This is a genomic window from Pantoea sp. VS1, assembly GCF_002207995.1.
Lineage (GTDB): Bacteria > Pseudomonadota > Gammaproteobacteria > Enterobacterales > Enterobacteriaceae > Pantoea > Pantoea dispersa.
The window spans coordinates 225,054-249,758 of sequence record NZ_NHZE01000045.1 but is presented as its reverse complement, the minus strand read 5'-3'; the positions used below and the strand labels follow the sequence as shown (position 1 = coordinate 249,758).

Genomic DNA, 24,705 nt, shown 5'->3' with positions numbered 1-24,705 from the left:
AGAAGGTTTTTCGTCACGATGTTTTCGCGTTTCACACTGGCCACGTTAACGGCCACACTCCTGCTCACCGGCTGCGCGCGTCATGCTGCCAGCGACAGCAGCGCTGATGCTGCCGCCGCAGAAGCCCCGGCTACTGCTTCCGCTCCGGTCGAAAACAACGACAGCGCTTCGCCGTTTGCCAGCGGACCGACCGTCATCAATGTCTCCCATCTGGTGACGCGCACCGACGATGGCTCATCCGTGTACGTGACGGTGGATGGCCAGGAAGCCGGACTGCTGCAAAAGGGCGAAAGTAAAGAGCTCCGCGTCCCGGCCGGTAAACACCAGATTGGCGGCTACGTACAAACCCTGTTTGGTTTTGGCAAAGTGACCATTCCTGCGGTCGATGTCACCACAGACACCAATGGCCCGAAAAACGTGGTCTATTCCGTTACGCGGCAAAAACCGCAGTTCAGCGAAAGCGCTGCCACGCCAAACAACTCCTGATTGACTGCGGTGCGGGTCAGATGTCGGCACCGTTGATCGGAGTCTGGGGCAGGGCGTAATGCGCTCTGCCTGAACGGTCAGATAATTAAGTCGACATGCTGGCCACCCGGCATCTTTACACCCAGCGTCAGCTCTCCACCCAGTGCCTCAATGTAGCGCTTCAGCGTGGAAATTTTTAACTCTGCGCCACGCGCTTCCATCGCCGCCACAGATGACTGGGCAATGTGCATGGCCTGCGCTTGCTGACGCTGAGTCCGCTGCATCTGCTCACGTAATTGGTAAAGCTGGTATTCCAGACGCATCTGGCTGACGCGTTCATCGACCTGATGTTGCTGTTCGGGCGTCAGCGCCGCCAGCATCTCATCCAAGGTTTTCATTATGAGTTTCCCCGATTGCGTTCAGATGATAATGGTATTCGGTTTCGGCAATGCGAAGCATCTGCTGATAGAAACGCTTCTGATTTTTACCCTGTTTGTTGCCGGCACACAGCACAATCGCATGGCGGCGCGGATCGAAAACAAAAAAGCTGCGGATGGGACGACCTTTACTTTGCACGCGTAGCTCTTTCATATTGGGCACCCGCGATAACATCAGGGTATCAACGAAAGGGCGGCCGAGGTGCGGACCGTCCTGCGCCAGAAGCTTCATGGCGGCAAGCACATCGAGACGCAACGCTTCATCCTGAGCCTGCAACCATTTCCAAAACCGATCTGTTGCTTCAACCTGCCACACGATGCCATCCTTGATAGTCTGTAGTCTATTTTATCGTCTGCAGTCTATCAAGGCTCGCGGATTAAAAAATCCGTGACGGGGAATTTATCTCATCCTTCGAATCTGGCTCGCAAAAACAGCGGTAAAGCGCAATAAGCCATCAGTGCATCAACGCATACACGACATCAATCGCGTTGATGACCAGGAAGAACAGGATAATGTGGGTGAGGGCATTAACGGACATCGCTTTGGGTTGAGACATCATCAGTCCTGAATAATTAACGTGAATACAGTGAAGTAACGTTAAATATTACCTGTTAAGAATAAGATTACTATGCTGTGCCACGGTTATCAGAGGTGCCGGACGGCTGCGTTTTCATGCGCGGGTTCAGAAGGCGCAGCATTTCATTTGCTTGCGGCCGCGCGTCCTTAATTTTAAAGATAAATCGCAGGGGCATTCGCCTGATGGCTGGCCCGGATTGCGTGGCTGATGGCGTTGAGGCGCAGCGGTGAGATTAAATTGCCGGTAAGATTTGCGCCGTCAGAGTGCGTAAATGTTCACGCAGTAATTGATGTAAAGCGCGAATCGCCGGCGAGAATTGTTTGCGATGCGGGCAGATTAAATGCAGCGGCGTGCTTTCGCCTGGCAGCTGCGGCAGCACCCGTTCCAGCCGGCCGTGTCTGATATCGTTGCAGACATCAAGCCAGGATTTATAAGCAATCCCCATTCCGGCAATCGCCCAGCGGCGCGCCACTTCAGCGTCGTCGCACAGCAGCCGGCTTTTCACCGTAATCTGTCGCCGCATCCCTTCCTGCGGAAAAGTCCATTTATCATACACGTGACCGCCCATGACAAACGGCAGACAGTGATGCTGTGCCAGATCCTCGAGTTTTTCCGGACGGCCATGTCGATCGAGATAATCGGGTGCGGCGACCATCACACGGCGGTTTTCTTCCGCCAGCGGTAGCGCGACATAGCTGCTGTCCTCCAGCTTACCGTAGCGAATAGCGATATCCACCGGATCGCGGAACACGTCACTCACCTGATCGGAAAACGAGAGACGCAGCCCGAGCGCCGGATGCGCCCGGCAAAATTCTGTCAGCAGCGGCAGGATAATATGGCGGCCGATGTCAGACGGCAGAGCGATTTTCAGCTCGCCGCTCAGGGCATCGTCATGGCTTTGCAGGCTTTCCGCACCGGCGTGCATCAGCGCCAGCATCTCCTGCGCGAACGGCAGATACTTTTCGCCTTCCGCCGTTAAACGCAGGCTGCGCGTCGATCGCGCAAACAGGCGGCGATCGAGATCGCGCTCCAGCCGCTGAATGGCGGCGCTGACCTGACCGGGCAGTAGGTTGGCTTCGCGCGCTGCGCGGGAAAAGCTGCCCAGCGCGGCAGAGCGCACAAACAGGGTGACATCTTCTAAACGAATCATCGACGTTCTCGCCATTATCGGGATTTTCACTCTACGAGTGAAAGTGTTGTCCTGCAACAGGCATTTTTCCCGGCGCGATGTCTGGCTATGCTGCTGTCAACACCCTGAAAATATTCATTCACCTGGAGCCTGTTGCATGAAAGCGATTGTTTATAGCCAAAACGGTTTACCGATTTCAGATGAAAATGCGTTGTATGAACTGGACGTGGCGAAACCGCAGCCAGGCGCACGCGATCTGCTGGTAAAAATCAGCGCGATTGCGGTTAACCCGGTTGATACCAAAGTGCGTGCTGGCGCCCCGACGGACACGCCGCGCATTCTCGGCTGGGATGCGGTGGGCGTGGTCGAGGCGGTGGGCAGCGATGTCACACTGTTTCAGCCCGGCGATGAAGTTTACTATGCCGGCGACATCACACGCGCTGGCAGCTATGCCGAGTACGGACTGGTGGATGAACGCATCGCCGGACTCAAGCCGCGCACGCTGAGCGACGCCGATGCCGCCGCGCTGCCGCTGACGTCGCTCACCGCGTGGGAACTGCTGTTCGATCGCCTAGAAATTGATGCTGCCGACGAAGGCACATTGCTGATCATCGGCGCGGGCGGCGGCGTGGGTTCGATGCTGACGCAGCTGGCGCGCAAACTGACCCGACTGACGGTCATTGGTACCGCCTCTCGCCCGGAAACCGCTGACTGGGTGCGCTCGCTGGGTGCCCATCATGTTATCGATCATCAGCGTCCGCTGGGTGAGCAGCTGGCAGCGATTGGCCATAAAGAGGTGCGCTACGTGGCCTCACTGACCCATACCGACAGCTACTATCCGCAGTTGATCGATGTGCTGGCTCCGCAGGGCAAACTGGCGCTGATTGACGATCCGGAAACACTGGATGCGGTGCCGCTGAAGCGCAAAGCCATCTCGCTGCACTGGGAACTGATGTTTACCCGCTCGCTGTTCCATACCGCCGATATGCAGCGCCAGCATCAGATTCTGCAGCAGGTGAGTCAGCTGATTGACGATCAAACCCTGCAGACCACCGCTGGCGAGCATCACGGCAGCATCAGCGCGGCCAACCTGCGTAAAGCGCATGCGCTGATTGAAAGCGGTCGCGCACGCGGCAAGATTGTCCTCAGCGGCTTTTAAGTCATTAAAACACGTAAGGTTAACCGTCCGTCAGCCCGGGCGGTTATGTTAGCGACTTTGCTATTTATCTGCGCTCTGGCGCAATCTTCAATCAGGAGACTCTCATGACCCTTAATGATGCGGTTGCCCGCCGTCACACCGTAAAAGCTTTCTCTGCGGGCAAAACGCTGCCGCAGCAGGAGATCGACACGCTGCTTAACCTGCTGCGCAACAGCCCGTCATCGGTTAACTCGCAGCCGTGGCACTTTGTTGTCGCGTCGACTGCGGAAGGGCGGGAAAAGATGGCGCAATCCACCAGTGGCGCGTTCATTTACAACAACCCTAAAGTGCTGAACGCCTCACACGTGATTGCGCTGTGCATGCGCACCGATCTGGATGAAGCGCACCTGCAAAATGTGCTGGCGCAGGAAGAGAAAGACGGGCGTTTTGCCAAACCCGAAGCCAAAGCCGGGCAGGATAAGAGCCGCCGCAGCTACGTGGATATGCACCGTTATGAGCTGCGCGATGTGCCGCAGTGGATGGAGAAACAGGTCTATCTGGCGCTGGGCGGACTGTTACTGGGCGCAGCGATGCTCGGCATTGATGCCACCCCGATGGAAGGCTTTGATGCGCGCGCACTTGACCAGGCGCTGGGCCTGCGTGAACAGGGCTTTACCAGCGTGGTGCTGGTTTCGCTTGGCTATCGCAGTGAGGAAGATTTCAACGCCACGCTGCCGAAATCGCGACTGCCGCAGGACGAAATTTTCACCTTTATCTGAGGGACTTACCCAGGTGCGCACCTGCGCACCTGCGCGCTTAACGTGGGAACCGCAGGCAGAAACGGGTGATGCCGTGTTCGCTGCTCACCGTGCAACTGCCCTGATGCAGTTGCATGATCCCGCGCACGATCGACAGACCCAGTCCACTGCCGCCCTGCTGGCGTGACGCATCGGCGCGCCAGAAGCGGTCAAACAGGCGTGCCTGCTGCGCCTGACTTAGCGTCGGCCCCTGATTCTCCACCACCAAAAGCACGGCGTCTGGCTGCGTGATGCTGGAGACGTGAATGGTGCCGTCGCGCGTGCCGTAATGCAGCGCGTTAGCGATCAGATTCGCCAGCGCGCGCTGTAACAACTGTGGATCGGCGTGCAACTCGCCGTGAAGCGAGATGACAAGCTTCATGCCATGCTCTTCCGCCATGCCCTCAAAATAGTCACTCAACCGCTCACCCAGCGGGGTCAGATCGATGCGTTGCCTGTCCAACGCCTGGCTGGCGTCTGCGGCTTTGGCGAGAAACAGCATGTTATCAATCATCTTCGCCAGCCGCTCCAGCTCCGCATAATTGGAACCCAGCAGCGTTTGATATTCGCTGACGCTGCGCGGCTGGTTTAGCGCCACTTCCGTCTGGCCAAGCAGCGTGCCAATCGGCGTGCGCAGATCGTGTGCCATGTCCGCTGAGACCTGGCTAAGTTGCTGATAACCTTGCTCCAGCCGGCTCAGCATCTGGTTGAGCGCCGCCAGCAGCGGTAGCAGCTCGCCTGGCGCACTGGTCAGTTCAATGCGATGCGACAGCCGCCGCACGTCGATCACCCCGGCTTCCGCTGCCAGCCGGCGCAGCGGCGTCAGGCCGCGGCGCACCAGCAGCACACTGATCGCGGCGACCAGCAGCGCCGCCAGCGCGGTGCACAGGATAATCTGGTGGCGATAGCCGGTGAGGGTCTGCGTGCGGTCGCTCATCAGGCGACCGGTGATGATTTCGATCTGGCCGCTGCCATCGCGCGTTGGCGTTAACGCGGCGGCGGCAATAAACGGCGTGCCGTCCGCCGCCTGCTGATGGTGGACCGATTGCAGGGTTAACGGCTGATCGGCGGCGACCGGCGTAATGGCTGGCACCGGACGCCCGCCAGGATTGATCACGATCAGCGGCGGCTGGCCGGGAAAGCGCAGCACCAGCAACGATTCGGTATTGCCCAGCATGTTGGCGAACAGCCGCGGCTTCTGCTCAATCAGCGTCAGCGCATCTTCATCGCGCAGCAGCGTGCGCATTTGATCGATGCGCGTCAGCAGGGCTGCGTCATCGCGCACGCCGATCTGCTTTGCCAGTGCGTGATACAGCGCCATGCCGCTGAGTGTAAAAATGACCACCACCGTAGCACTGAGCAGTAGCGAAAGGCGGACGGCGAGCGAGCGGGGTTTCATGTTTCAGCTTCGCAGCGATAACCGACACCGTGCACGGTATGAATTAATGGTCGGGTAAAAGGGCCGTCAATTTTCTGCCGCAGCCGTTTTACCGCCACATCCACCACGTTGGTGTCGCTGTCAAAATTCATATCCCAGACGCGCGACGCAATCACCGTGCGTGTCAGTACCTCGCCGGGATGCAGCAGAAACAGATGCAGCAGATTGAACTCTTTGTTGGTCAGGTCGATGCGCTGTCCGGCGCGCTCGACCCGGCGACGGGCAATATCCAGCTGCAGATCGGCCAGCGTCAGGATGTCGGGCAGCTTTTGCTGGCTACCGCGCCGCAATTGGGTGCGCACGCGCGCCAGCAGTTCGGCGAAGGAGAAGGGCTTGACCAGATAGTCATCGGCACCCAGTTCCAGCCCTTTGATGCGATCTTCCACCGTGCCTTTGGCGGTGAGGAAAATCACCGGCGTTTGCAATTGCTTATCCAGCTGCGCCATCACCTCCCAGCCATTGATGCCGGGCATCATCACATCCAGCAGAATCAGATCGTAATGGTGCTCCTGCGCATAAAACAGGCCATCCTGACCGTTTTCCGCCACGTCGACGATAAAACCGGCCTCGGTCAATCCTTTGCGCATGTAATCACGCGCCCCGGCTTCATCTTCTATCACCAATATTTTCATGCGATCTCCCGGCAGTGGCGGCCGCTTGCTGATGGCGGGCAGTATAACGCGGGTTAGCATAGAAAACCGAGGCTGACAGCGGCATGAGCCCCTGATGACAAAATCATGACAGAGCGTTAAGTAAAACTTAATGGCGCGACAAATTTCGCTAACTCATTAACATATATAAGAATTTGCTCTGCATTTTTGCGCGCTTTTGATGGTGGCGTCAGCGGCATCGTGTTATTACAAGGTTAAAACCTGTGAGATAGCCTGCCGGAGAGCATCATGAAAAAGCGTTGGTCTTTTGCCTTACTGTTGTCACTCAGCGCCCTCAGCCAACTGGCTGCGGCGCAGCAGACGCTGCGTTTTGGCGTCGATCCCACTTTTCCACCGTTCGAATCCAAAGCCAGCGATGGCTCGCTGCAGGGTTTTGATATTGATCTGGGCAATGCCATCTGTGCGCAGGCCAAAGTGAAATGTCAGTGGGTGCAGATTGGCTTTGACGGCAGCATTCCGGCGCTGCAGGCGAAGAAATTTGACGCCATTCTGTCGGCGATGTCGATGACGGAGAAGCGCCGCGAGCAGGTGGCGTTCAGCGATATGCTGTATATCACGCCCAGCGCGCTGCTGACACCTGCCAATAGCACGCTGACGGCGGACGTCAGCACGCTGCGCGGGAAGAATATCGGCGTCGCGCAGGGCACCATCCAGGAAACCTACGCCAAAACGAAATGGGCTCCGCAGGGCGTCAACGTGGTCTCGTATCCGAATCAGATGGAGATCTATCCGGATCTGGTAGCGGGTCGACTCGATGCCAGCCTGGCGAATGCGGTTTCGGCCGAGCAGGGCTTTCTCAACACGCCGGAAGGCAAGGGTTATGTCAATAAAGCCACGCTGGTGGATAAAGCATTATTGGGGAACGGCGTGGGTATCGGGCTGCGTAAAGGCGATACGGCCAATCTTACTTTAATTAACAATGCGCTGGCCGCGCTGCACAGCAATGGCACCTACGACCGGCTGGCGCAGAAATACTTTAAGGTTAAGGTTTATCCCTAATCGCAGGGCGATTTGCCTTCATTACGCACAGGAAAATCATGTCTTTACTCCCTGATTATACCCAGCAGCGGGCACGATTCCTGGCCGCCGTCACGCGCCAGCACGGCGCGCTGACTGCCTATCGCCATCCGCTGACCGCGCCCGACGGGGCCGCGCTGTACACCGACGTCGCGGTGATCGGCGATCCGGTGGCTCCCAAACGCATGCTGATTCTCTCCGGCACACATGGTGTGGAGGGCTATTACGGTTCAGACAGCCAGATCGCCTGGCTTGATAGCTTCGATGTCGCCGCGTTACCGCCCGACTGCGCCCTTGTGCTGGTCCATCTGCTGAATCCGTGGGGCGCTGCGCATCTGCGGCGCGTCAATGAAGACAATATCGATCTCAACCGGAATTTCATCGATTTCAGCCAGCCCGCACCCGCTAATCCGCACTATGCGCTATGGCACGATCTGTACCATGGCGACCGCGCACATGCCGATCGGCTGCTGGCGGAGACGCTGCAGCAGTCAGGCTGGCCGGCGCTAAAACGGGTGGTGGAAGCGGGCCAATATCAGGCAGCAGATGGACTGTTTTATGGCGGGCAGCAACCGGCCTGGTCGCACCGCACGCTGCACGCCATTGTCGAACAGCATCTGCGTCAGGCGCAGGTCATCCTGAGTTTCGACCTGCACACCGGTGCCGGCGCGTGGGGCCATCCGATGCTTCTGGCGATTGCTGAACAGCGCTATCCGGCGCATGACTGGGGCAAGTCGTTATACGCTGAGTGGCTGACGCTGCTGTTTACCGGCGCCGGGCGCGACAGCGACACCGGCGTGACCGCCACGGCAACGGGCTATGTCTCGCAGTTTCTGCTGACGTCGCTGCCTGACACGCAGCTGCTGCCATTGGTTGTGGAGTGTGGCACTTATCCGGGTGAGGAGATGCACCGCCGGGTGCGCGACGATCACTGGCTGCATCTGCAGGGCGATCCGGCAAGCCACGCCGGACGCGCGCTGAAGCAGCAGCTGGTGGAGGGGTTCTGGCCCGCCGATGAGGACTGGCGCGCCTTAACTGCGTTTCGTACCCGGCAGATTTTCCTGCGCGGCTGGCGCGCGCTGGTGGCTTACAACCGGCCGTAAAAGGTCATGCGCGCGGTTTCGGACAGTGCGATACCGGGCTGGGTGTTGTAGGCCAGCACCGCCAGCATGCGCGTAACATCACCTTCGGTGGGTGTCACGCGATGCAGCGAATTGCGGCCGCGAAACAGCACCAGATCGCCGGCATCGATCTCCAGCGCCTCAACCGGCTGGCGCTGATCAAGCACGGCGGCGACGCCGTCGTAGTTCATCTCGCCGGCATCGGCATCGCGCAAATCTTTTACATACTCAAATACACCTCCGCCGCGCGGTTTTTGCACCAGCAGCGTGATGGCGAATGAGGAGTTGTCAAAATGCCAGCCGAGTTCCTGACCGTCAGGTGCGTAATGCAGATTGATGGACGACAGCGGGTCGGCATACGGATACAGCGCGTCTTCGTCCAGCACATCACACAGAAAGCGTTTAAACAGTTCGTCATTGTACAGCTGACGCAGCGGCGATTCCGCCGCAATCACATCGTCGGTGATGCAGCCTTTAGTGCTGATCACGTCACGATTGCGCGGATGATCGGCACGGTACGCCTCGTCCGGCTTCAGCAGATAGACGTTGTGCTTGCTGACGGTGTGGTAAGCCAGATGGCGCTGGGCCAGTCCGTCAGCCACGATCGCCTGCAGCGCAGCCGGTTGCAAAAACTGACGCAGCACCAGCGCGCCGTGTTGCTCCAGCTGCTGGCGACAGTGCCGACGCCAGTCGGCGTCGGCCAGTGGGTGCAAATCAAATCGAATCAAAGCAGACATCGCGGTGGTTCTCTGAGTTGGCAGGTGTAGAGACTGTAACGGCCTGATATGTTGATGCCTAACGATAAATATTTAACGCCTTGCTAAGGAAACCTTAATGCCTGCACCCGCGTCGCGTTTGCCGAAAATCAGCGTGATTCAGTCGTTCAAAGTGGCGGCGGAACTTGGTAGCCTGGCGAAAGCCGCCGCACAGCTGGCGCTGACGCCGGCTGCCGTCAGCCAGCAAATTCGTCAGCTGGAAGCGCAGCTGGGCAGCGCACTGTTTGTGCGTACCCAGAGCGGCGTGATGCTGACGGAAACCGGCAAAGAGTATCTGCGCTACGTCAGTGAAGCGTTCGACATTCTGCATCTGGGGCAGCAAAATTTGCGCCATGCGGCCAGCATGCCAAAGCTGACGCTCTATTCACTGCCGGCGCTGGCGTCGAAATGGCTGCTGCCGAATATCACCGCCTGGCGGGCTCACTGCCCGGACTGCGATCTCAGCCTGCACGGCACTCATGCGCCGGTGGATTTCAGCGCCACACCGGCAGATTTTGTCATCTGCTTTGGTGAGGATCGCTACCCGCAACTCGACAAGCAACGGCTGTTCTGTGACGAGGTGCTGCCGGTCGCCAGTCCGGCGCTGATACAGCGTTACCCGGGCGAGTCGTTGCTCAGCCAGGCGCCGTTGATCCATCTGGACTGGGGCAATGAAGGCCGCTTTCTGCCCGACTGGCGTAGCTGGTTTCAGGCCAAAGGCAGCATGGAGCCGGCGGCCCAGCCAGCATTCAGTTTTAATCTCACTTCCCTGGCCATAGACGCGGCGGTAGCCGGGGCCGGTGTGCTGCTGGGGCAGCGTCGCCTGATTGCCGGCGAACTGACGCGCGGCGCGCTACAGGTGGTGGATCCGCTCAGCCTGCCGCTGAGCAAACCCTATTTCCTCGCCTGGCCACAGCGCTCCCGCAGTCAGCCCGGCAGCGAGGCGCTGATTCAGTGGCTGACGCAGCTGGCGAGTTAACAAACTGTTAACTGCCGCAGCGTTCTGCGACAGGGATTGCCCTATGCTGATGCGCTTTGTGCGCAGTTGCGAAGAAAGGGAGTTCAGGCACGATGATTGATACCTCATTCTGGCTGACCACGCTGGTGGTCAGCATCACAATTTTGCTGTGGGCGCTGGCGCGGTTGCCGGAATACCTTACCGCGCTGCTTTTTTTTGCGGCGGCGATGCTGCTGTCCATAGCGCCAGCCAGCAGCGTATTCAGCGGTTTTGCCTCCTCAGCGTTCTGGCTGGTGCTGAGCGGTTTTGTGCTGGGCGCGGCGATCCGCAAAGTGGGCCTTGCCCAGCGCTGGGCCAACTGGCTGGTGGTGCCGTTCAGCCAGAGCTGGCCGCGGATGGTGGCGGGCACGGTGCTGCTGAGTTATCTGCTGGCGCTGGTGATGCCGTCGAACATGGGACGCATCGCGCTGCTGATGCCGGTGGTGCTGGCGCTGGGCGAGCGGGCCGGTATCCGGCCGGGCAGTCGCGGCAGCATTGGACTGGCGCTGGCGGTGGGCTTCGGCACCTTTCAACTCTCTGCCAGTATTCTGCCCGCCAACGTACCAAACCTGGTGCTGAGCGGCGCGGCGGAAAGCGCGTATCAGCTGCATTTGCAATGGCTGCCGTGGTGGCTGCTGCACATGCCGGTGGTGGGGCTGGGCAAAGGTATTCTGCTGGTTGCCTGCATTACGTTACTGTTCCGCGCTCAGCCGCAGCCGGTGGCAACGCGGGAAGCATTGCCGGCGCTCAGCGGGCGCGAATGGCGGCTGATTGCCCTACTGGCCGTCACGTTACTGTTGTGGATGACCGACAGCCTGCATGGCTTATCCGCTGCGTGGATCGGACTGGCCGCGGCTTGTCTGTGTTTGTTACCGCGCGTGGGCTTTCTTTCGGGTGACGATTTTGCCAGCGGCGTCAATTTCCGCACCTGCATCTACATCGCCGGCATTCTCGGCGTCGCCACGGTGGTGGTGGACTCTGGCCTGGGGCGGCTCATCGCCAATGCACTGCTTCACCTGCTGCCGCTGCATGATTCGCCGTCATTCAGTAATTTTGCCGTGCTCAATGCGCTGGTGACGCTGCTGAATTTTGTGCTCACCGCCAACGGCGTGCCGGCGATGGTCACGCCGATGGCGCAGGAGCTGGCTGCCGCTTCGGGCTTTCCGCTACTGAGCGTGGTGATGTTGCAGGTTTTTGCCTACGCCACCCCGCTGCTGCCATATCAGGCGTCGCCCATCGTGGTGGCAATGGGGCTGGGGAATGTGCCTGCCAGAGCCGGTCTGCAGCTGTGCCTGCTGGTGTTTGTACTGAGCGCGCTGCTGCTGTTACCGCTGGATTATCTGTGGTTCCGGCTGCTAGGCTATGCCTGATACGCCGTCAGAGGTCACGAATTCGCTATGTCAGCTACTAACGATTGGGTTGATTTCCGTCGCGATGAGGAGACGGGCATCGAAAGTGTTAACGCGCACTTCTGCGGCCACGCTTACGATCCGCACGACCACGACGAATTGCTGGTCGGCGTGACGCAGCAGGGGCTGCAGCGCTTTAACTGTCACCGCGCGCTGCACACCAGCACGCCGGGCCGCGCTATTCTGATTGAGCCGGGCGCGGTACACGATGGTCACGCGCCCGATGCCGCCGGTTTTACCTATGTGATGCTTTATCTGCCGCAACCCTGGGTGGCGGAGATGATGCAGCGCCGCGGGCTGGGCGATGTGGCGAATATTCAGGGGGCGTTTCGCTCCACGCTCACCGATGATGCGCAGCTGGCCTCCGCGATTCAGCAGGCATGGTTTGCGGTGCATCAGCAGGAAGGGCGACTGGCGCGCGATCAGAGCCTGGATCATCTGCTCACGCTGCTGTCCCGGCATCTGGAAAATAAACCCGGCGTGCAGCTCAGTGACGCCCAGCGGCAGATGCATCTGCTGCGTGACTATCTGCACGATTTTATGGCGCATGATATCGGGCTGGACGATCTGTCGCGCTTGTCCGGCATCGATCGTTTCCGCCTGACGCGCCAGTTTAAGCAGGCGTTTGGTCAGTCGCCGCATGCCTATCTGGTGCGGCTGCGGCTGCGTAGCGCGCGTGCGCTGCTGGCACAGGGCGTTGAGCCAGTGCAGGTCGCAGCGCAGGTGGGCTTTGCCGACCAAAGCCACCTTGGCCGCTGGTTCCAGCGTGCTTATCGCCTCACGCCCGCCGCCTATCAGCGCCAGTGCACAAACGTTCTATACCGCTCTCTGCCAGCTATCCGATGATGGGATTTTTAATCCTCAGCGGAGAGTTCTGACAGATGTTTGATACCAAAATTGCCCTGATCGTACGTGATGATTTAGCCACCTGGCAGCGCCTGAATGTGGTGGCTTTTCTGGCGACCGGCATTGCGGCAGCCGCGCCGGAGATGATGGGTGAACCCTACGTCGACGCGCTCGGTCGTCAGTACGGCAACATGGCCGGTCAGCCGATGCTGGTGTTTGCCGCCGATTTAGCCGGCCTGCAACGGGCGCATCGCCAGGGCGTAGAGCGTGAATTAACGCTGATTCCTTACGTCGAAGCGATGTTTTCCACCGGCCACGATGCCGCCAACCGCGCGGTGTTTCTGGCCGAAGACGCCGATAATCTCAACCTGGTGGGGATCGCGCTGCGCGGCCCGAAAAAGGCGGTGGATAAAGCCATTAAAGGGCTGGCGCTGCATGGTTGAACGGCGGGTGCGCCTGTTCAATCTGTTCTGCCGCCATTAACAGCACATCTTCCCGGTCGCGCAGCGCCAGAAGCTCCAGGCCGATGGGTAATACTTCCGTACTCAGGCCGACCGGAATGCTGATTGCCGGTGCGCCGGTGACGGCTGAGATCAGCGCGTTGCTGCCAGGCTGTAACTCGCCATGCTTCACCGGCGGATGGCGGACGACCGGATAAGCGAGCAGGTCGATCTGCTGCTGCTGAAAAAACTGCGCCAGCTGCTGATACAGCCTCTGCTGGCGCAGCTGCACCTCGCGATAGCCGTCACTCTTCATGCCGGGATGCTGCGCGCGGGTTTTGAAGGTGGCCTCCAGCTGGGGATGATAGCGTCCTGACGCGGCAATCGCCGCCAGCGTGCGCAGCGATGCCTGCGGTTTATCCGCCAGCCAGGCGGCCAGCGCGTCGGCAAATTCATAGGCAATAATATTGGCTTCCGTCGCCAGCGTCTCCAGCTGCGGCCAGCTCAGCATGCGCGGCTGAAACGGTGCCACAGCATCCTGCACCGCCTGGTTAATCTCCGTTTCCTCTACGGCAAATCCTTCCTGCCAGATGCCGATACGCAACGGCCGGTCGGGACGGGAAAAATGCTGGCCCGTGAGTATTTCACTGATCAGCCGCAAATCAGCCGCGTAGCGCACCAGCGGTCCGGGGATATCCTGGGTAGGCGACAGCGGCACGATGCCAGCGCTGCTCAGTGCACCGCGCGTCATACGTAAGCCAAACAGGCCATTAAATGCGGCCGGAATGCGCACCGAACCGGCGGTATCACTGCCTATCGCCAGCGGTACGAAGCCTGCGGCCACCGCCACGGCTGAACCGCTGCTTGAACCTCCCGGAGAACGGCCTTGCTGCCAGGCATTATGGGTGAAGCCGCTCAGCGACGACGCGCCGGTGATGCCTGCCGCCAGTTCATGCATGGTGGTTTTGCCGATGAGGATTGCGCCAGCCTGACGCAGAGCCGTAACCAGCGGTGCATCCTCGCTGGCAATCACATCGCGCAGCAGCGCCGAACCGGCACTGGTCGGCCAGCCTTTGACTTCAATGTTGTCTTTAATCAGCAGCGGAATACCGGCCAGTGGGCCAACTGGCGCATTCTGCTGCCGTGCGGCATCGCTGGCAGCGGCCGCAGCCAGCGCGTCATCGGCAAACAGCCAGCTGATGGCGTTGTAGCGCGGCTGATCTACGTCAGCAATGCGCTGCAGCGCAAATGTGGTGAGCTGGCGTGCGCTCACCCGGCGCTGGGCCAGCGCCTGTTGCATATCCCCCAGCGACGCGGTGAGGTAATCAACGTATTGCATGGTTCAGGCCTCCACAGGAATCCATTGCCGCTCTGGCGAAACCCGGCCGCACGAATTGCCGGCAAAGTGTGAGCTGCACCAGAGTGCCTGATGGCGGATGCACCAGTCTATCAGTAACTGACGTGACGTTACGGCGCGTGGTAAATCCTCACAAAAAACTGAGTTCCATTGCGGATGTGCAAACTGAACTGGATGATGCATCACATCACCGCTAAATACCGCGTGGGCACCGGCGCTTTGCAGCACAATTGAAGCGTGATCGACGCTGTGGCCCGGCGTCGGCATATAGCGCAGCACACCGGCAAACAGCGGGGAGTGCTGCACATCAATGGTTTCCAGCTGGCCGCTCGCCAGCAGCGGCGCAAAACTATCGTGATACAGCGCCTGCATCGACGGCAAGCTGCGGCACTGTGCCAGTTCACGCGCTGAACAGATGTAACGCGCATGACGAAACATCGGCTGCCAGCGGCCAGCGCGCCAGCAGGTATTCCAGCCGACGTGATCGGTGTGGATATGCGTCATCAGCACCAGCGTCACTTCATCAGGGTCGACGCCCGCTTCGGCCAGACGTTGCGGCCACGCGGTTTGCAGCTGGTGAAACAGCGGCTTGTTATCGCGGTTACGGCCATTGCCCGTTGCGGTATCAATCACGATGGTGTCGCGAGCGGTGCGCACCACCCAGCTATGGATGGATAGCTCTGCTGGCTGCTGTGCCAGCGTGTCGCCCATCGTCTCGCGGTGTGCCGGAAACAGCGCAGCGAAGGGGAGTGAGCTGGTCTGCTCGATCACTTTATCAATGCTGCATTCACCTATGTGCAGGGTCATATTGCCTCCTTAAAGCGTGGTGCCTGTTACTGCAGGTCACTATACTGAGGGCTATGTCATTATTTAAATCGATTAAAATCATGAAAAGCATCAATGAAAATGATTTCAGCAAAATCGACCTTAACTTATTGATTGTGCTGATGGTGATGTATGACGTGCGCAGCGTAACCCAGGCGGCAAACCGGCTTTATCTGGGGCAGCCGGCGGTCAGCGCGGCATTAAAAAGATTGCGGGCAATGTTTGACGATGCGTTGTTCGTGCGTTCCTCGCAAGGCATGACGCCCACGCCACGCGCAGAGCAGCTGGTGCGGCAGATCGCACCGCTGCTGCAGAGCGTCCATCGCGTTATTTTCACTGCCGATCGTTTTGATGCCGCGCACGATAGCTGCAGTTTTACGCTCGGCATGAGCGACTGGCTCGAGCACTGGCTGATGCCCGATTTACTGCTGCAGCTGGCCGACTCGGCTCCGAATATTGATATCCGGGTGGTGGCTGCCGATCCGTGGCAGGCCATTCCGCTGATGGAGCAGCAGCAGGCTGACGTGGTGGTGACCGTCGGAGAGGAAACCAGCCGCGATCTTACGCGGGAGCACATTGCGCGCGCCGGCTTCCGCACGGTATGGCATCGCGGACAAATTGACCTTGCGCCACCGCTGACGCTGGCGCAGTTCGTGCAGTATCAGCATGCGCTGGTCTCCTATCGCGGCGTGAGTGAAAGTGCGCTGGACGCCGCGTTAGCCCGCGAGGGACTGACGCGCCGCGTACGCTATGTCACGCCGCACTTCTCGGTGTTACCGCTAATGTTGCAGCGTCTGCCGCTGTTCGCGACCGTTCCGCAGGGGCTGGTGCAGGCATGGCAACAGCGCTATGCGCTGAGTACGGCGGCGGTGCCGATCGGCATGCCGGATTATGCGCTTTCGCTGCTGTGGCATAACGCCCGGGCCGAAGACCCGGCGCACCGCTGGCTGCGCGCCACGCTGCGTCAGCTGATCGAACGCAAGCTGGCGTGAAACGCTTACCACGGCACTACGCGGCCGAGGTAATCGAGATAGTGCAGGCCGCCGCGTCCGGTCTGGCTTTCCACCGTGTTGAGCAGATTCGGGATGCTCTCCTCAATGCTCAGTCGCGCCCCGGCACCACCCATGTCGGTGCGCACCCAGCCGGGGGCCAGCAGCAGTAGCGTGCGTGCATCGTCGTGACGCGCGGCGAAGCTGCGCATAAACATATTCAGCGCCGCTTTACTGCCGCGATACACCTCGTAGTTGCCATGGGTGTTGTTGGTGAGACTGCCCTGGCCGGAGGACATCACCGCCAGCGTGCCGCGCGCGCTGACGTTGTTTCTGAAGGTTTCCAGCACACGCAGCGGGCTCAGCGCGTTGGTGACCATTACGCGAATAAACTCTTCCGTCGACACATCGGCAAGGGTTTCGCGATCGTCATTTTTCACGCCCGCATTGACCAGCAGCAGATCGAACTGCTGGCCGCTTAGCCGCAGATGCAGGGCGTTGACCTCTGCTGGCACGGTGATGTCCACGCTCTCCACCGTCAGCTGCTGCGGGTAGCGCTGCGCCAGCTGTTGCAGCGCGTGAAGGGAGTGCTGGCGGCCGGTCGCCACCACCTGATAGCCACGCTGCAGCATATTCTCCGCCAGCGCGAAGCCGAGGCCGCGCGAAGCACCAATTAATAAAGCACGGGAAGCCTTGTTCATAACCCTCTCCTGGTTTTGGGGTGAGTGAAAAGTCTACCCTTGCATGACAACAGGCGGAACGCGCAGCATCTGCATAGATAACCTGCAGCAAACGCCTTGCCAGATGGCGCTCAATCGATAAGGATGATGCGATGAATAGCGTCGATTTGAATTTACTTCCTGCGCTGGACGCGCTGCTCAGTGAAGGCAGCGTAGTGGGCGCTGCGCGTCGCCTGGGGCTGAGCGAGTCAGCAATGAGCCGCACGCTGGGGCGACTGCGTGCTGCCACCGGCGATGCGCTGCTGGTGCGCGCCGGGCGCGTGATGGTGCTGACGCCACACGCCGAAGCGCTGCGCAGCCAGGTGCATGCCACTTTGCAGGACACGCAGGCGCTGCTGAGTCCACCCGCGCAACGCTTTGCCGCCGCTGAGCTGCAGCGCCACTTCACGCTGCGTACCAACGAAGGATTTGTCGAAGCGTTTGGCAGCGCGCTGATCGCCGCAGTCCGCGCACAGGCGCCTGGCGTGCAGCTGCGCTTCATGCCGAAAGCAGAGAAAAATGATCGACCGCTGCGCAGCGGCGACGTCGATCTGGAGATTGGTGTTCTGGGCAATATGGGACCGGAGATTCGGCTGCAGGCGCTGTTTCGCGATCGCTTCGTCGGCGTGGTGCGCGCCGGGCATCCGTTACTCGCGGACGTGACGTTGGCGCAGCTGGCCGCATATGGTCACATCGTGGCGTCAAGGCGTGGTGAGCTGGGCGGGCCGGTGCATGAGGCGCTGCTCGCCGCCGGTTTTACCCGCCAGGTGGCCGCCGTGGTACCCGCTTTTTCCACTGCCGTCGCGCTCACGCTGCACAGCGACTGGCTGGCGCTGGTGCCGCATACGCTGTGCCTGCACCATCCGTTAATCAAAGATAATCCGGCATTTGCGATATTTGAATTACCGTTTGCCACGCCAGAGGTGACGGTGTCACAGCTATGGCATCCGCGACTGGAGCAGGATGCCGCACATCGCTGGTTGCGTGACACGGTACGGCAGGTATGCCGCGCTTAGATCAGCCGCCGCGCACCGATCCGCGCCATACCACATCAGCCTGATACAGTAGCGTGTCGTGCTGCTGCTCACTCTGCGGCGTAAAACCACTCTCCGCCTGTTCCGTCTGCGTCAGCCAGGCGATGGCGTCGCGGGCAAAGCGCTCCACCGGCTGGGCGAAGGTGGTGAGATTGTAAGAGGACCAGCCAGCCTGCGCGATGTTGTCATAGCCGATAAGGCACAAATCCTCCGGTACGCGCAACTGGAAACGGTGGCGCGCTTCATCCATGAAACCGCAGGCCATCAGGTCGGTGACGCAGAACACTGCGTCCGGGCGCTGATGACGCGTCAACAGGCGATGCGCCAGAATCTGACCACTCTCATACGAGGTGGTGCCAAACCGCTCCACGCTGACCGTCAGTCCGGCGCGCTCCGCCACGGCGATAAACGCCGCTTCGCGTTTGATCAGGCTCGGCGTACCGGCCAGCGAATTGGCGAACGCCAGCTGACGACAGCCGGCGCGCTGAAACGCCATCACCGCCGTTTCGGCCGCCGCCTGCGCGTCGAGGTTGATGCTGAGCGAGCCCGGCAGCGCTTCGTCGCGGTTGATCAGGATGATGCGCTGACCGTGCTGATAACACTGGCGGGTGATGGTGCGATCCGGCATGCCGGAAAGGATGATGGAGGCGTCGGCGCGAAAATTGATCGCCTGCAGCAGCGCGGCGGAAACGCTGTTGTCGGAACGATCGGTATTAATCAGCATCGCCACTTTGCCCGCTTCCTGTAAAAACTGCGTCAGCCAGCGCACCAGCGTGGCGCGGTAAGGCGTGGCGATTTCAGAGACGATCAGGCAGACGATGCCGCTGCGGTTGCGCACCAGCCCGCGCGCCAGGTGGTTAACGTGATAGCCCAGCTCCTGCGCCGCTTTCATCACCCGGGCACGCGTGGCTGCAGAAACGCTGGCACCGGGCGTAAAGGCGCGCGACACCGCCGAACGCGACACGCCCGCGCGATCGGCCACATCCTGTGCGCTCACCCCGGCTTTGTCATTCTGCATCTTCAACTCCTCACAATTACGGCTGAAAAGCAGTCTGCCGTAAATTGCAAAGCTGTGCAATTTGTCTGCGATCACATTTGTTGCATTTTTGTGACACATCCTGTCAATTACAGATTGCGCTATTTGACAGGCTATTTTCTGTTCATTACTAATTTGCACACACGTGCAAATAAAAACCTCTGTTAAGCACGGAACCCTGCCAACCAAGGAGAACATCATGCGCTACACCTCACTGGCCACTGCGCTGTCCCTCAGTTGCACCGCGCTGCCGTTTGCTGCGACGGCCGCTGGCAATCTCAATATGGTCTGCTCGGCGGACGTGGTGGTGTGCGAACACATGACGCGCATTTTCAGCCAGGCACATCCGGATATTAAAGTCAGCATGGTGCGCCTGTCAGCGGGTGAAGCCTATGCCCGCCTGCGCAGCGAAGCGCGTAACCCGCGCACCGACATCTGGTGGGCCGGCACCGGCGATCCGCATATGCAGGCGGCGGAAGAGGGGCTGACGCAGCCGTATAAATCGCCGCTGCTCGACCAGCAGCAGGACTGGGCGCAAAAGCAGGCGGAAAACTCAGGTTACCGCACGGTCGGGATTTATGCCGGTGCGCTCGGCTGGGGCTACAACACCAAACTGCTGGCGGATAAAAAGCTCAAAGCGCCAGCCTGCTGGGCTGATTTGCTTGATCCGGCCTTCAAAGGCGAAATTCAGATTGCCAATCCGAACTCGTCCGGCACCGCCTATAACACCCTGGCGACGCTGGTGCAGATCATGGGCGAGGACAAAGCGTTTGATTACCTGAAAAAGCTCAACGCCAACATTTCCCAGTACACCAAATCCGGCTCGGCGCCGGTGAAGGCGGCGGCGCGCGGCGAAACCACCGTGGGCATCGTGTTTATGCACGACGCGGTGGCGATGGAAGTCGACGGCTTCCCGATCAAAACCGTCGCGCCCTGTGAAGGCACCGGCTACGAGATTGGCTCAATGTCGATCGTCAAAGGGGCACGCAATCTGGCCAATGCCAAAGTGTGGTACGACTGGGCGCTTAGCGCCGAAGCGCAGTCGCACATGAAAGAGGCCAAATCCTTCCAGCTGCCGTCAAACCGCAACGCAGAGATCTCCGAATACGCGCCGCGCTTCGAGAACATCAAACTGATCGATTATGACTTCAAAACCTACGGCGATTCCGCCAAACGTAAAGCGCTGCTGAGCCGCTGGGATAAAGAGATCGGCGCCAGCGCGCAGTAATGCCGCATCGCCGGACGCTGCCGCTGACGGCGGCTTGCCGGTTCCGACAGCGCTAAGGATGGCGCGATGATCCCGCATTGAGGTAACACATGAACGCAAATAATCGCCGTCTGACAGGCGCGCTGCTGCTGGGCGCCGTCGCGCTGTTGCTGCTGCCGTGGTACAGCCTGGAAGCAGGCTTTTTCGATAGCGGCTGGCTGCTTAACCTGTGGCGTGATGAAGCCAGCGCGCCGGCGCTGTGGCAGATCGGCAGCCATCCGTGGCTGGCGCTCGCCGTGGCGCTGCTGGCGCTGTGCGCCGCCTGCGGTTTACTGCCCGGCAGCGCACGCAGCAGGTTGCTGCTGCTGTTCAGCGCGCTGGGCGTGATCTTCCTGATTGTGGAAGGGCACGCGATTGGCTACAGCGGCTGGAGCTGGCTGTGGCTGGAAAACCGCTTCGGCGCGCTGCCGCAGGGACAGCCAGCGATGGGCGCTGGCGCGCTCCTGCTGCTGACCGTGTTTTTGCTGCTGTTCTCGTTTGCGCTGGCCGAACGCGGCGTGCTGAAAGGCGATGCCTTTGTGGTGGCGTCGCTGGTGCTGCTGACTGCGCTGGTTAGCATCTTCGTACTCTATCCGGTGCTCAGCATGTTTGTGGTGTCGGTGCAGGACGTTGACGGCAGTTTCAAACCGGACGGTTTGATCAGCAATTTACAGGATCCGTCGATCTGGAGCCTTGCCTGTCTGAAAGGCGGCACCTGCGGCACCGCGTGGCGCACGCTGTGGCTGGCGCTGATGACCGCCAGCGGTTCGACGCTGCTGGGTCTGGCCTTTGCCCTGGCGGCAACGCGCACGCCGCTGCCCTGCAAGAAAGCGCTGCGCATGCTGACCATTCTGCCAATCATCACGCCACCGTTCGTGATTGGTCTGGCGCTGATTTTGCTGTTCGGTCGCTCGGGCGTAGTGACGGAGCATCTGGCGGCGCTGTTTGGCATCGAGCCCGGCCGCTGGCTGTATGGCCTGACCGGTATCTGGATTGCTCAGGTGCTGTCGTTCACGCCGATTGCTTTTCTGGTGCTGATTGGCGTGGTGGAGGGCGTCAGTCCGTCGCTGGAAGAGGCGTCGCAAACGCTGCGCGCCAACCGCTGGCGCACCTTCAGCCGCGTTTCGCTGCCGCTGATGGCGCCGGGTCTGGCTAATGCCTTTTTGATCAGCTTCATCGAAAGCATGGCCGATTTTGGTAATCCGATGGTACTGGGCGGCAGTCACGGCGTACTTTCGACCGAAATTTTCTTCTCGGTGGTAGGCGCGCAAAACGATCCGAGTCGCGCCGCGGTGCTGGCGATGATTCTGCTGTGCTTCACGCTGGCCGCCTTTGTGCTGCAGCGGCTGTGGCTGGGTGGCAAAAACTTCGCCACGGTGACCGGCAAGGGCGACGGCGGCAAACATGGTCAGCTGCCGCGTCTGCTGCGCTACGGCGTATACGGCATGGTGATTCCGTGGGGTCTGTTTACCCTGGTGATCTACGGCATGATTGTGGTCGGCGGCTTTGTGCAGTCGTGGGGCCTGAACGATGCGCTGACCATCGAGCACTATGTGCGCGCTTTCCGCGTCAGCGTCAGTGACGGTCATCTGCTGTGGAGCGGCGTGGCGTGGAACTCGTTCTGGACCACGCTGGAAATTGCCCTGATTGCCGCACCGCTCACCGCCGTGGTGGGCCTGCTGACCGCCTGGCTCATCGTGCGGCAGAAATTTGCCGGTCGTCAGACGTTTGAGTTTCTGCTGATGCTGAGCTTTGCCATTCCCGGCACGGTGATCGGCGTTAGTTATGTGATGGCCTATAACCTGCCGCCGCTGGAGATTACCGGCACGGCAATGATCCTGATTGCCTGCTTTGTGTTCCGCAATATGCCAGTCGGCGTGCGCGGCGGTATCGCAGCGATGAGCCAGCTGGATAAGAGCCTTGATGAAGCGTCACTGACGCTGGGCGCCAGCAGTTTCCGCACGCTGCGCAAAGTGGTGCTGCCACTGCTGAAACCGGCGATCAGCGCGGCGCTGGTGTACGCCTTTGTCCGCGCCATTACCTCGATCAGCGCGGTGATCTTCCTTGTCAGCGCCCAGTACAACATGGCGACGTCCTACATCGTCGGGCTGGTAGAGAATGGCGAATACGGCGTCGCCATTGCTTATTCGACAGTACTGATTGTGGTGATGCTGCTGATCATTGGCGTGTTCCAGTGGCTGGTGGGCGAGCGTCGCCTGCGCCGCGTGGCGCGCCCGGTGGACGTCGCCGCGCCACCTGCTTCCCCTTCGTTAACTCAGGAGAGTGCCGTATGACCGCGATTACTGCTGGTTCCGTGGTGTTTGAACACGTCGAAAAACGCTTTGCCGGTTTTACCGCGCTGCCGGATTTATCGCTGACGGTGGAGCCGGGTACGCTGGTGACGCTACTGGGGCCTTCCGGCTGCGGTAAAACCACCACGCTGCGCCTGCTGGCCGGCCTGGAACATCCGACTTCGGGGCGCATTTTGATTGGTGGCAAAGACGTGACGCATCTGCCAGCCAACGAGCGTGACGTGGCGATGGTGTTTCAATCCTACGCGCTGTTTCCGCATATGAGTGCGCTCGACAACATCATGTACGGCCTGCAATCGTCCGGCATGAGCAAAAAGGAAGCGCAGGATCGTGCGCGCGAAGGGCTGAAACTGGTCGGGCTGGAGAGTCAGGGGCAGCGGCTGCCGTCCGAACTCTCTGGCGGGCAGCAGCAGCGTATTGCGGTGGCGCGCGCGCTGGTGCTGGAGCCGCAGGTACTGCTGCTGGATGAGCCGCTCTCCAATCTCGACGAGCGCCTGCGTCGCCGGGTGCGCACGGATATTCGTGATTTGCAGCAGCGGCTGGGCTTCACGGCGGTGTATGTCACGCACGACCAGGAAGAGGCGCTGGCGGTGTCGGATAAAATTATTGTCATGAAAGAGGGCGATATTGCTCAGCAGGGCGCGCCGGAAAGCCTGTATCACGCGCCCAATTCGGTGTTCATCGCTGACTTTATGGGCGAAGCCAATATTCTGCCGTGCGAAGTCGAACAGGTAGAAGGCAGCGAAGCGCTGGTGCGACTCGGCAGGCAGCGCTATCGCGTGCGCGGTAACGGCGTCGCGACCGGCTCCGCGCAGCTGTCGGTCAGACCGCAGTTCATTACCCTGCACAGCGGTGCTGAAGGCGCACTGCGCGGCGAGGTGACGCATGCCACCTGGCTGGGCGATCACATCGAATACGAGGTCAACACGGAACTGGGCTCGCTGTTTATCGTCGATGCGCAGATGGAGCAGCAGCTGCCGCTGGCCGCACGGGTGGCGATTGATTTTAAACCTCAGGGTCTGGCCCTGATTGCCGGTTAATTTAAGGATAACGCATGAGTGATACGAAAAATGACGCGCTGCAATCGCGTCTGCTGCTGGCCGAACGCGTCGCGCGGGCGGGCGGGGAGAAGGCGCTGGCCTACTTCAATCAGCGTGACACGCTGGTGGTCGAAACCAAGCACGACCTGCAGGATGTGGTATCACGCGCTGACCGCGAGGTGGAACAGATGATCGACCAGCAGATTCGCGCCAGCTTCCCGGACGACGGTTTTCTTGGCGAGGAGTACGGCCTGCAGCCGGGCACGTCAGGCTATACGTGGGTGGTTGACCCGATTGACGGCACCAGCCCGTTCCTCAACGGTATGCCAAACTGGTGTGTTTCCGTTGCGGTGCTGCATGACGGCGTACCGGTGATTGGCGTGATCTTTGCGCCGACCTATCAGGAGTGCTACGTCGCCGCGCTCGGCCAGGGCGCAACGCTGAATGGCCGCCGTTTGCAGGTGGACCCATCACGTACGCTGCAAAATCACGTTACCGGCTTTGGCGCTAATAGCTATGTCAGCCCGGAAGAGGTAGGCCGCCTGCTGGCGTCACTGCTGGCAGCGGGTGGCAACTTTATCCGTATCGGATCTGGTGCGCTGATGCTGGCGTGGGTGGCAGCCGGACGCGTGGTGGGCTATTTCGAACCTTACATGCACGCGTGGGATTGCCTGGCCGGTTACTGTCTGGTGAAAGAGGCCGGCGGCTGGTATCACCCGTTTAATACTGAGGGCGACCGGCTGTTGAAAGGCGCGCAGGTGCTGGCGGTGGCGCCGGGTGCACAGGCGGAGCTGAGGCGGATTGCCGGCGTTTAAGTGGTGCATTTCACGGCCGCGCGGCGTTTTTCAGGTCGCCATCCATGGCGACCTTACAACGCTTGCGCTGTCGTTACTGGATAATCGCTGATTT

25 protein-coding genes are annotated in these 24,705 nt (G+C 60.1%); 15 read left to right on the top strand and 10 right to left on the bottom strand.

All coding sequences use genetic code 11. The features are described from left to right. Positions 1 to 18 precede the first annotated feature (18 nt). Positions 19 to 486, top strand: coding sequence for a hypothetical protein (locus CBW22_RS17930; protein WP_058759022.1), 468 nt, complete (start codon positions 19 to 21; stop codon positions 484 to 486). Positions 487 to 563: 77 nt separating this feature from the next. On the opposite strand, the gene CBW22_RS17925 is transcribed toward CBW22_RS17930, so the two are convergent. The 3 genes from CBW22_RS17925 to CBW22_RS17915 form a co-directional block, all read right to left on the bottom strand. Next, on the bottom strand, positions 564 to 863 hold the full coding sequence (locus tag CBW22_RS17925; RefSeq protein ID WP_021508926.1) for a helix-turn-helix domain-containing protein: 300 nt from the start codon (positions 861 to 863) through the stop codon (positions 564 to 566). Next, positions 847 to 1,218, bottom strand: coding sequence for a type II toxin-antitoxin system RelE/ParE family toxin (locus tag CBW22_RS17920; protein ID WP_088517388.1), 372 nt, complete (start codon positions 1,216 to 1,218; stop codon positions 847 to 849). Before CBW22_RS17920 ends, CBW22_RS17925 begins: the two co-directional genes overlap by 17 nt. Positions 1,219 to 1,712: 494 nt before the next feature. Then, a complete protein-coding gene (locus CBW22_RS17915) occupies positions 1,713 to 2,630 on the bottom strand; it encodes a LysR family transcriptional regulator (RefSeq protein WP_088517387.1) in 918 nt (305 codons plus the stop codon). A 136-nt stretch (positions 2,631 to 2,766) separates the two neighbouring features. On the opposite strand from CBW22_RS17915, the gene CBW22_RS17910 reads away from it, so the two are divergent. Both CBW22_RS17910 and nfsB read left to right on the top strand, forming a co-directional pair. Then, a complete protein-coding gene (locus CBW22_RS17910; RefSeq protein WP_021508931.1) occupies positions 2,767 to 3,768 on the top strand; it encodes a zinc-binding alcohol dehydrogenase family protein in 1,002 nt (333 codons plus the stop codon). 104 nt (positions 3,769 to 3,872) lie between these two features. Beyond that, positions 3,873 to 4,526 (top strand): oxygen-insensitive NAD(P)H nitroreductase, encoded by a 654-nt coding sequence (nfsB, locus tag CBW22_RS17905; protein WP_058770319.1) that lies wholly within the window; start codon positions 3,873 to 3,875, stop codon positions 4,524 to 4,526. Positions 4,527 to 4,563: 37 nt separating this feature from the next. Here the strand turns inward: nfsB and CBW22_RS17900 are convergent, their stop codons facing one another. After that, a complete protein-coding gene (locus CBW22_RS17900) occupies positions 4,564 to 5,943 on the bottom strand; it encodes a heavy metal sensor histidine kinase (RefSeq protein ID WP_088517386.1) in 1,380 nt (459 codons plus the stop codon). Continuing rightward, the gene (locus tag CBW22_RS17895; RefSeq protein WP_021508934.1) at positions 5,940 to 6,614 is read right to left on the bottom strand and encodes a heavy metal response regulator transcription factor; all 675 of its coding nucleotides are present in this window, start codon (positions 6,612 to 6,614) and stop codon (positions 5,940 to 5,942) included. The genes CBW22_RS17900 and CBW22_RS17895 overlap by 4 nt, the downstream gene beginning before the upstream one ends. A gap of 267 nt (positions 6,615 to 6,881) precedes the next feature. Here CBW22_RS17895 and CBW22_RS17890 point away from each other — a divergent pair, with 267 nt between their 5' ends. Beyond that, positions 6,882 to 7,652: an ABC transporter substrate-binding protein gene (locus CBW22_RS17890; protein ID WP_088517385.1), complete on the top strand. Its 771-nt coding sequence runs from the start codon at positions 6,882 to 6,884 to the stop codon at positions 7,650 to 7,652. A gap of 38 nt (positions 7,653 to 7,690) precedes the next feature. After that, positions 7,691 to 8,773 carry a DUF2817 domain-containing protein gene (locus tag CBW22_RS17885; RefSeq protein ID WP_088517384.1) on the top strand — a complete coding sequence of 361 codons (1,083 nt, stop codon included), beginning with the start codon at positions 7,691 to 7,693 and terminating at the stop codon, positions 8,771 to 8,773. Here CBW22_RS17885 and CBW22_RS17880 read toward each other — a convergent pair. After that, positions 8,758 to 9,528, bottom strand: a complete 771-nt coding sequence (locus CBW22_RS17880; RefSeq protein WP_088517383.1) for a HalD/BesD family halogenase — start codon at positions 9,526 to 9,528, stop codon at positions 8,758 to 8,760. The genes CBW22_RS17885 and CBW22_RS17880 overlap by 16 nt on opposite strands. 97 nt (positions 9,529 to 9,625) lie before the next feature. Here CBW22_RS17880 and CBW22_RS17875 point away from each other — a divergent pair, with 97 nt between their 5' ends. From CBW22_RS17875 to CBW22_RS17860, 4 genes are all read left to right on the top strand, one after another. Further along, entirely contained in the window at positions 9,626 to 10,525 is a 900-nt protein-coding gene (locus CBW22_RS17875) for a LysR substrate-binding domain-containing protein (protein ID WP_088517382.1), read from the top strand. Positions 10,526 to 10,617: 92 nt separating this feature from the next. Beyond that, the gene (locus CBW22_RS17870) at positions 10,618 to 11,913 is read left to right on the top strand and encodes an SLC13 family permease (protein WP_088517381.1); all 1,296 of its coding nucleotides are present in this window, start codon (positions 10,618 to 10,620) and stop codon (positions 11,911 to 11,913) included. 27 nt (positions 11,914 to 11,940) lie between these two features. After that, complete coding sequence (locus CBW22_RS17865; protein WP_088517380.1) at positions 11,941 to 12,798, top strand: AraC family transcriptional regulator; 858 nt, start codon at positions 11,941 to 11,943, stop codon at positions 12,796 to 12,798. 35 nt (positions 12,799 to 12,833) lie between these two features. After that, a complete protein-coding gene (locus tag CBW22_RS17860; protein WP_058770312.1) occupies positions 12,834 to 13,241 on the top strand; it encodes a DUF2000 family protein in 408 nt (135 codons plus the stop codon). Here the strand turns inward: CBW22_RS17860 and CBW22_RS17855 are convergent. Continuing rightward, complete coding sequence (locus CBW22_RS17855; protein ID WP_088517379.1) at positions 13,216 to 14,577, bottom strand: amidase; 1,362 nt, start codon at positions 14,575 to 14,577, stop codon at positions 13,216 to 13,218. The two genes, CBW22_RS17860 and CBW22_RS17855, sit on opposite strands and share 26 nt — an antisense overlap. A 3-nt stretch (positions 14,578 to 14,580) precedes the next feature. Next, the gene (locus CBW22_RS17850; protein ID WP_088517378.1) at positions 14,581 to 15,402 is read right to left on the bottom strand and encodes an MBL fold metallo-hydrolase; all 822 of its coding nucleotides are present in this window, start codon (positions 15,400 to 15,402) and stop codon (positions 14,581 to 14,583) included. Between the two features lie 53 nt (positions 15,403 to 15,455). Here CBW22_RS17850 and CBW22_RS17845 point away from each other — a divergent pair, with 53 nt between their 5' ends. Beyond that, a complete protein-coding gene (locus CBW22_RS17845) occupies positions 15,456 to 16,412 on the top strand; it encodes a LysR family transcriptional regulator (protein ID WP_254919533.1) in 957 nt (318 codons plus the stop codon). Between the two features lie 5 nt (positions 16,413 to 16,417). Here the strand turns inward: CBW22_RS17845 and CBW22_RS17840 are convergent, their stop codons facing one another. Beyond that, complete coding sequence (locus CBW22_RS17840; RefSeq protein WP_088517377.1) at positions 16,418 to 17,110, bottom strand: SDR family NAD(P)-dependent oxidoreductase; 693 nt, start codon at positions 17,108 to 17,110, stop codon at positions 16,418 to 16,420. A 131-nt stretch (positions 17,111 to 17,241) separates the two neighbouring features. Here CBW22_RS17840 and CBW22_RS17835 point away from each other — a divergent pair, with 131 nt between their 5' ends. After that, positions 17,242 to 18,144 carry a LysR family transcriptional regulator gene (locus CBW22_RS17835; RefSeq protein ID WP_088517376.1) on the top strand — a complete coding sequence of 301 codons (903 nt, stop codon included), beginning with the start codon at positions 17,242 to 17,244 and terminating at the stop codon, positions 18,142 to 18,144. Position 18,145: 1 nt separating this feature from the next. Here CBW22_RS17835 and CBW22_RS17830 read toward each other — a convergent pair whose 3' ends face one another. Continuing rightward, entirely contained in the window at positions 18,146 to 19,180 is a 1,035-nt protein-coding gene (locus tag CBW22_RS17830) for a LacI family DNA-binding transcriptional regulator (protein ID WP_058759034.1), read from the bottom strand. 217 nt (positions 19,181 to 19,397) lie between these two features. On the opposite strand from CBW22_RS17830, the gene CBW22_RS17825 reads away from it, so the two are divergent. The 4 genes from CBW22_RS17825 (at position 19,398) to CBW22_RS17810 (ending at position 24,611) form a co-directional block, all read left to right on the top strand. Beyond that, complete coding sequence (locus CBW22_RS17825) at positions 19,398 to 20,426, top strand: ABC transporter substrate-binding protein (RefSeq protein ID WP_088517375.1); 1,029 nt, start codon at positions 19,398 to 19,400, stop codon at positions 20,424 to 20,426. Between the two features lie 89 nt (positions 20,427 to 20,515). Then, positions 20,516 to 22,738, top strand: a complete 2,223-nt coding sequence (locus CBW22_RS17820; RefSeq protein WP_058781082.1) for an ABC transporter permease — start codon at positions 20,516 to 20,518, stop codon at positions 22,736 to 22,738. Beyond that, positions 22,735 to 23,796, top strand: a complete 1,062-nt coding sequence (locus CBW22_RS17815; protein ID WP_021508950.1) for an ABC transporter ATP-binding protein — start codon at positions 22,735 to 22,737, stop codon at positions 23,794 to 23,796. Before CBW22_RS17820 ends, CBW22_RS17815 begins: the two co-directional genes overlap by 4 nt. Positions 23,797 to 23,810: 14 nt before the next feature. Then, positions 23,811 to 24,611, top strand: a complete 801-nt coding sequence (locus CBW22_RS17810) for an inositol monophosphatase family protein (protein ID WP_021508951.1) — start codon at positions 23,811 to 23,813, stop codon at positions 24,609 to 24,611. Positions 24,612 to 24,705 lie beyond the last annotated feature (94 nt).